Source organism: Synechococcus lacustris str. Tous, from assembly GCF_003011125.1.
GTDB classification, from domain to species: Bacteria; Cyanobacteriota; Cyanobacteriia; order PCC-6307; family Cyanobiaceae; genus Synechococcus_D; species Synechococcus_D lacustris.
In genome coordinates this window covers 36,806-43,361 of the sequence record NZ_PXVC01000010.1, presented here as the reverse complement: position 1 = coordinate 43,361, position 6,556 = coordinate 36,806, and the positions used below count along the sequence as shown (strand labels likewise).

The following is a 6,556-nucleotide window of genomic DNA, read 5'->3' as shown; positions in this document are numbered from 1 at the left end:
GTCCCCCAGTGCCGCCCATGGCTGAGCTTTCCGCAAAGCTTGTTAAGGAACTGCGCGACCAAACCGGCGCTGGAATGATGGATTGCAAAAAGGCGTTAAAGGAGGTCGATGGCGACCTTCAAAARGCCACTGAATGGCTACGTCAGAAAGGTATTTCCTCAGCAGAAAAGAAGGTTGGTCGCACAGCTGCRGAGGGTTCWGTGGGTAGCTACATCCACACCGGTGCCCGCGTTGGCGTACTGGTTGAGGTGAATTGTGAAACAGATTTCGTGGCCAGGGGCGAAATTTTCCAAGAGTTGGTACGCAATGTGGCAATGCAAATTGCCGCATGCCCAAATGTTGAATTTGTTAGTACAGACAACATTCCCTCTGAAGTGGCWGAGCGGGAATCTGCAATTGAGGCTGGCAGGGATGATTTAGGAAACAAACCAGAGGCGATGAAGGCAAAAATTGTTGAAGGKAGAGTGGCTAAACGCTTAAAAGAACTTGCTTTGCTGGAGCAACCTTACATAAAAGATAGTTCTTTAACAGTTTCTGAGTTGGTTAAGCAAGTTGCTGGAACCCTTGGYGAAAATATACAAGTCCGTCGCTTTACGCGCTATACCCTAGGCGAGGGGATTGTTGTTGAAAAGAGYGATTTTGCAGCTGAAGTAGCTGCCATGACTGTTTGAGTATTGATTTATCTGGCGGCTCATCTGAACCCCGCCAACAACTCGGTTTGATTCAAGCTAAGGCTGAAAAAGCAGCCTTGGTGATCTACCCATTACTAGAAAAATATCTKTCCATATTACGGATTCAGTTGGAGCCGGCAACTTTRCAGGCTGTTTTTCAATTGGTAACCCAGCACCATCCAGAGGTTTTTAATAACCTCAGTGATCAAGAACGTTYGGTTTTACGCGCAAGACTCAAATGGCTGAGTGGGAAGTGCCTCGAATTTTTAAGCAAYGAAAAACTATTGAACTTAGCAATYAAATTGCAAGCGCATGATCCTGAACCCCAACAATTAGATSTAGTAAGTTCTGAATATAATGATCCACCTGGTTCAATTTCATTGTCGATGGAGCTCGCTCCGCTTATGGAGGGATTCAATCCAAATGATTTCAGCCAAAAAAATATTGATGATCCCAGGGGGTTCCCAGCAGCAATCGATGCCCTAAGGCAAATTTTTGAAATCAGCTCCCTTAGGGCYGCAAAAGGCATCAAGCAACCATTCCCAATGCCAAATGATCCAGTTGGCCTGCACCATTGGCTATTGGCTTGGGACTACGCACTAACCCGCAGGTTGCGCAATCTTAGTAATGCCTTGAATGTTGAAYTATTTCGCCATGGCATGGGTAACCAGGTTTTACCAATYGCCCTGCTCGATGCTGTTATAGAGGGTGGCGCCGATGCCCTATCGGCACCAGCAAATTTATTGGCAGTTCGTTTGCCCTATCCCCTTGGCGAAGATTCAGAAATTGCACTCCATGGCGTACTCCTGCGCAGCAGTGATATGGAGTACCTTCATCCAACCCTGCGAACAATTCGGGCTCGGATCAACCAAATCAGAGCCAATTTGCTCAGAATGGCAAGAAGATCCCAGCATTTGCATCAGCAGCTGGCCATACGCAAGGCTGAAMAGCAGTGGATGGAAGACAACCGTCAAAACTAGGTTCAAATCCCTTGAGGGTTGATCCGTTTCCTCCAGAATTGGAGCAATGGTTAGCTCGTTTGCAGCTAAGTTTAGCTATCGAAGCGGACAATAGCTTTTCAAATGTAATTGGTAAACATTCAAGATTTAATCAATTTATTGAAWCATCCTGCCGGAAACCTCCCCATGGCCTATCAACCCATCAGCTCGAAGAGTTAGATAAATTTGCGAAATTATATTCTGAATATGACACATTRCAGGTTGAGCAAAGAAAGAGAATAGTAATTGATTTGCGTCGACAYTTATATCAATTACGTAAATCACTTGWACCCAAGCAAGCCCCTGGTGCCCCWAGATTRGCGCTTGCGCCAATTGAACGGTTGGCAGATGTAAGTTCAGCTAGAAATACTAAACTTACACTTGAAACCCCATTGGCTCAGATTGATTCTATTGGGGCTAAATTAGCTKCCCAGCTTGCCAAAATAAATCTATTTCTTGTTAAGGATTTACTTTATCATTACCCCAGGGACTACGTTGACTATTCCCAATTAATGCCAATAAAYTCTCTTCAGGCCGGAGCTACCGCCACAGTGGTGGCAACAATTAAACGCTGCCATGCATTTGTTAGCCCAAAAAATTCAAACTTAGCTATTATTGATTTGCAGCTYCAGGATCAAAGTGGGAGGTTRAAAATAAGTAAATTTATGGCCGGACGCCGTTTTACAAGTTCCGCCTGGTTGCATCAACAGATGCGAATGTATCCAGTGGGGGCAAAATTAGCTGCCAGTGGCCTTGTYAAGGAAAGTAGGTTTGGCTTGAGCTTACAAGATCCCCTGCTTGAGGTTTTAGAGTCTCCCAATTCACAGCTTCAATCTCGCCAGATTGGTAGATTGCTGCCTGTTTACTCCCTTGGMGAGGGTTTGATTGCTGARCGAATGCGGGGTGCTATTAATATAATATTGCCTGTAATAAATAAAATCAAGGATCCACTACCGTGCCACTGGCGTGAAACTCTAAAACTAATTRATATAAGCAAGGCACTTGAGCAAATACATCAACCCGATTCTCGCGAACTTTTGGATGCAAGTAGACGTCGCCTAGTATTTGATGAATTTTTATTGTTGCAATTAGCCCTTGGCCTACGTCGTATCCAACTACGCCAAAAAAATGCACCGGTATTAGAGGCTGATACAAAAGCAGAACGATTGAAAGATTTTCAAAAACTTTTGCCCTTTCAATTCACTGATGCCCAAGAACGGGTTCTTCAGGAGATCAGAGTTGATATGGCAAAGCGCCAGCCGATGGCCCGCCTATTGCAGGGGGATGTGGGCAGTGGCAAAACCGTTGTGGCAGTGGCAGCAATTCTCTGTGCCATTGATGCTGGCCATCAGGGGGCCTTGATGGCACCAACYGAAGTTCTCGCTCAACAACACTATGAAAAACTCTGCAGTTGGATGCCCCAATTACATGTAACAGTTGGGTTGCTCACAGGATCCACGCCTGCACCGAGAAGGCGGGCCCTTTTACAAGATCTTGCTAATGGACAATTGCAATTCTTAGTTGGCACCCATGCCTTGATTGAAGACCCCGTTGGCTTCGCCAGTTTAGGCCTAGTGGTTGTTGATGAACAGCATCGCTTTGGTGTRGCCCAACGCAATAAACTTTTAAACAAAGGTATGCAACCTCATTTGCTAACAATGACTGCTACCCCAATCCCCCGAACCCTTGCTTTGAGTGTGCATGGAGATCTTGATGTGAGTCAGATTGACGGACTGCCACCAGGTCGTAAACCAATCCACACCCAAGTAATAAATAATCAGGAACGCCAGGTTGCTGAGCAWATTATCAGGGATCAAATTGCTGCCGGCCATCAAGCCTATGTGGTGCTTCCATTAGTTGATGAATCAGAAAAAATTGATCTGCGATCTGCGGTTGAGGAACATCAGCGATTGGCAATTGAAGTATTTCCTGATTTAAAGCTAGGACTATTGCATGGCAGAATGAGCAGCGCCGATAAAAAGGCGGCAATTGATGAATTTGCCAGTGGTTTAAGCCAGGTGTTGATCTCAACAACAGTTGTTGAGGTTGGTGTGGATGTACCAAATGCCACGGTAATGGTTATTGAACACGCAGAGCGGTTTGGCTTGGCTCAAATGCATCAATTGCGGGGCAGAGTTGGCAGGGGTGCTGCAGCCTCCCATTGCATTTTGATCAACAACAGCAATTCAGCCGTAGCTAAACAGCGCCTTGATGTTTTGGCCCGYAGTTTGGATGGTTTTGAAATTGCTGAAGTTGACCTTCGCTTGCGGGGGCCAGGCCAGGTGCTGGGCACSCAACAATCAGGATTGCCCGATCTTGCTCTAGCAAGCCTTAGCGATGATGGCAGTGTGCTGGAAGAGGCCCGGGATGTGGCGCATGCAATCTTGGCTAATGATCCTCTCCTAAGCCAGCATCAAGAGTTGGCAGCGGCCCTAGCTTTGCAAAAGCTCAAATTTGCTAACGCCGCCGCATTAAATTAATTTTTTTAAGCCAATGCAGCGACCGTGGCAAACGATTGAGATCCGCGATTGCGGCGAACCGCTCGTTTCACTGCCATCGAGTTTATTTCGTTGGAACCCCCATCCCTATGCCGTTTTGGGTGCCCCATATCCAGCGGGAACAAGCCCTTTTCAACTTAGACAGGCGGTGCTGCTGCGKTTACTCAAGGCCCAAACGCTTCTGCCCTGCAGGCTTTTGATTTTTGATGCCTGGCGACCTATTGCTGTGCAGAAATACATGGTGGAGTGGAGTCTTGCTCAGCCGGGTGCAGATCCTGCCGMGGTAGATGCCCTTTGGGCACCACCAAGCTCTGATCCGCTTACACCTCCACCCCACAGCACAGGTTCAGCTGTTGATCTGTGTTTAGCAGGGCCCGATGCTRAACCATTGGAAATGGGCGGWCCAATCGATTCCACTGGTGCCATTGCAGAACCAAACCATTTCTGCTCCGCTGCTGCTGGCACAAAGGAGTATCAATGGCACAGCAATCGTCAACTATTAGCTAGGGCAATGGCAAGGGTTGGTTTTTGCCAACATCCCCACGAATGGTGGCATTTCAGCTATGGCGATCAGATGTGGGCMTGGCATTGCGGCAAGCCTCGGGCCCTCTATGCCGCAGCCCCTTGCCCATGAAGCAAATTACGGAGTAAATCTGGATCCAATGAGTTGCAATAATCTCCAAAACTATGCTTCATTCCGTTATCGCGCCAATGGCGCATCAACGGTAAAAGTGTTGTTTCTAATTGATCTAGGGGTAGTTTTTCTAGAATTGGTTCCGCCAATCTAGTGAGGCCAGGGTTACCACCAAGCCACAGCTGATATTGATTAACAGCACTACCAACAAGAGCAAGTTCCGCCATATAAGGCCGAGCACAACCATTGGGACAACCTGTCATGCGCACTAAAATTGGAGTGYTGATTGCTTCAGCCTTGAGTAKGGCTTCTAGCCGCGCCAATACATCTGGTAGAACCCGTTCCGATTCAGTTATGGCAAGTCCACAGGTGGGTAATGCCGGGCAGGCGATGGCGTGGCGGGCGAGCAAGCTTGTATCGCTTGGATCTGCCCAACCGATAGCTGCTAATTCTTCAGCAACTTCCTGGCGTTGATTTCGACCAATGTTGCAAAGCAATAAATCCTGATTTGCAGTGAGCCTAATTTCAGGTTGATAACGTTCAACGAGGCGCCTCAGGCCGAGCTTGCGTTCGCCATCGAGGCGGCCACAAAGAAGTGGCAAGCCAACAAACCAGCGCCCATCGCCCTGTTGATGCCAGCCTAAGTAGTCTTCAAGAACTGGCTTTGGTTCTTTTAATGCTGCGCTAACGCCRGCGGGAAAATATTTATCTAACTCTTGGCGAAACCAATCAATGCCGCGATCATGAATCAAATATTTCATGCGGCCATGGCGCCGTTGCTCACGATCGCCATTATCCCTTTGTAGAGCAACAACGGCTTGAACTAAATCAAGTATTTTTGTACCTTTTACGTATCCCAAACAATCTGCGGTGCGAGCGAAGGTTTCCTCCTTGTTATGGGTTCTGCCCATACCCCCACCTACGTAAACATTGCAGCCCCGCAATTTTCCTGCCATGTCGGTAAAAGCAACCAAGCCGAGATCCTGAGTTAACAGATCGATCGAATTGTCTCCTGGCACTGTTACGCCAACTTTGAACTTACGGGGCATGTAGGTGGAGCCGTAAAGCGGTTCAGCTGGATCGCCACTGCTGAGGTTGGCATCCTGCTGACGTTTGCGCACCTTGCTGCAGGCGATTGAAGGCCGAATTTTGTAGCGTTTTTCGCCGTCTACCCATAGCTCCAAGTAAGCACCTGCAGCTGCTTTTGGCGCCAGCAGATCTGCGATGTCATCAGCTAAACGCCTGGCCACTGGGTAACCCAAACCCTCATAGGGAGCTGCCGGCGCCATCACATTCCGATTGATATCTCCACAGGCTGCAAGGGTTGAACCCAAGTTTYTAACGATGGTTGCYAGCACCGTGCGCAGATCCTGCTTAGGAATGCCATGGAGCTGAAAAGCCTGACGGGTAGTTACCCGCATGCTGCCGTTGCCAAACCGATTGGCTAGCTCATCCAAGGCAAGGWATAGCTGGGCAGGCACCCTGCCCCCTGGGCTGCGCAGCCGCAGCATCATGCCCCAATCCTTTGCCTGTCCTTTTAAACGGTTATCTCGGTTGTCTTGTTGGTARGAGCCGTGGAATTTAAGGATCTGCACAGCGCCTTCGGTGAAGAAAGGCAAATCATTTTCCAATTCGCTCGCWAGRGGCTCGCGCAGATAATTGCTGCTGGCCTTCAACTGCTCGAATTTGCTGGGTTCCTTAGAAGCCAAATGATTTGAGGCAATGGTCACAGGCTGGCAGAGGCTCCTGATCAAC

The 6,556-nt window shown here is 48.2% G+C and carries 5 protein-coding genes; 4 read left to right on the top strand and 1 reads right to left on the bottom strand.

Annotated elements, in window-relative coordinates; all coding sequences use genetic code 11:
- The first annotated feature begins 17 nt into the window (after nt 1-17).
- From tsf to C7K08_RS04065, 4 genes are all read left to right on the top strand, one after another.
- Entirely contained in the window at nt 18-671 is a 654-nt protein-coding gene (gene tsf, locus C7K08_RS04080) for a translation elongation factor Ts (RefSeq protein WP_106499373.1), read from the top strand.
- A gap of 386 nt (nt 672-1,057) precedes the next feature.
- Nucleotides 1,058-1,651 carry a hypothetical protein gene (locus tag C7K08_RS15170; protein ID WP_133165153.1) on the top strand — a complete coding sequence of 198 codons (594 nt, stop codon included), beginning with the start codon at nt 1,058-1,060 and terminating at the stop codon, nt 1,649-1,651.
- A gap of 38 nt (nt 1,652-1,689) precedes the next feature.
- Nucleotides 1,690-4,149, top strand: a complete 2,460-nt coding sequence (gene recG, locus C7K08_RS04070; protein ID WP_241537025.1) for an ATP-dependent DNA helicase RecG — start codon at nt 1,690-1,692, stop codon at nt 4,147-4,149.
- Between the two features lie 13 nt (nt 4,150-4,162).
- Nucleotides 4,163-4,801, top strand: coding sequence for a M15 family metallopeptidase (locus C7K08_RS04065; protein WP_106499370.1), 639 nt, complete (start codon nt 4,163-4,165; stop codon nt 4,799-4,801).
- Here C7K08_RS04065 and C7K08_RS04060 read toward each other — a convergent pair.
- On the bottom strand, nt 4,777-6,531 hold the full coding sequence (locus C7K08_RS04060) for an NADPH-dependent assimilatory sulfite reductase hemoprotein subunit (protein WP_241537022.1): 1,755 nt from the start codon (nt 6,529-6,531) through the stop codon (nt 4,777-4,779). The genes C7K08_RS04065 and C7K08_RS04060 overlap by 25 nt on opposite strands.
- Between the last annotated feature and the right edge of the window lie 25 nt (nt 6,532-6,556).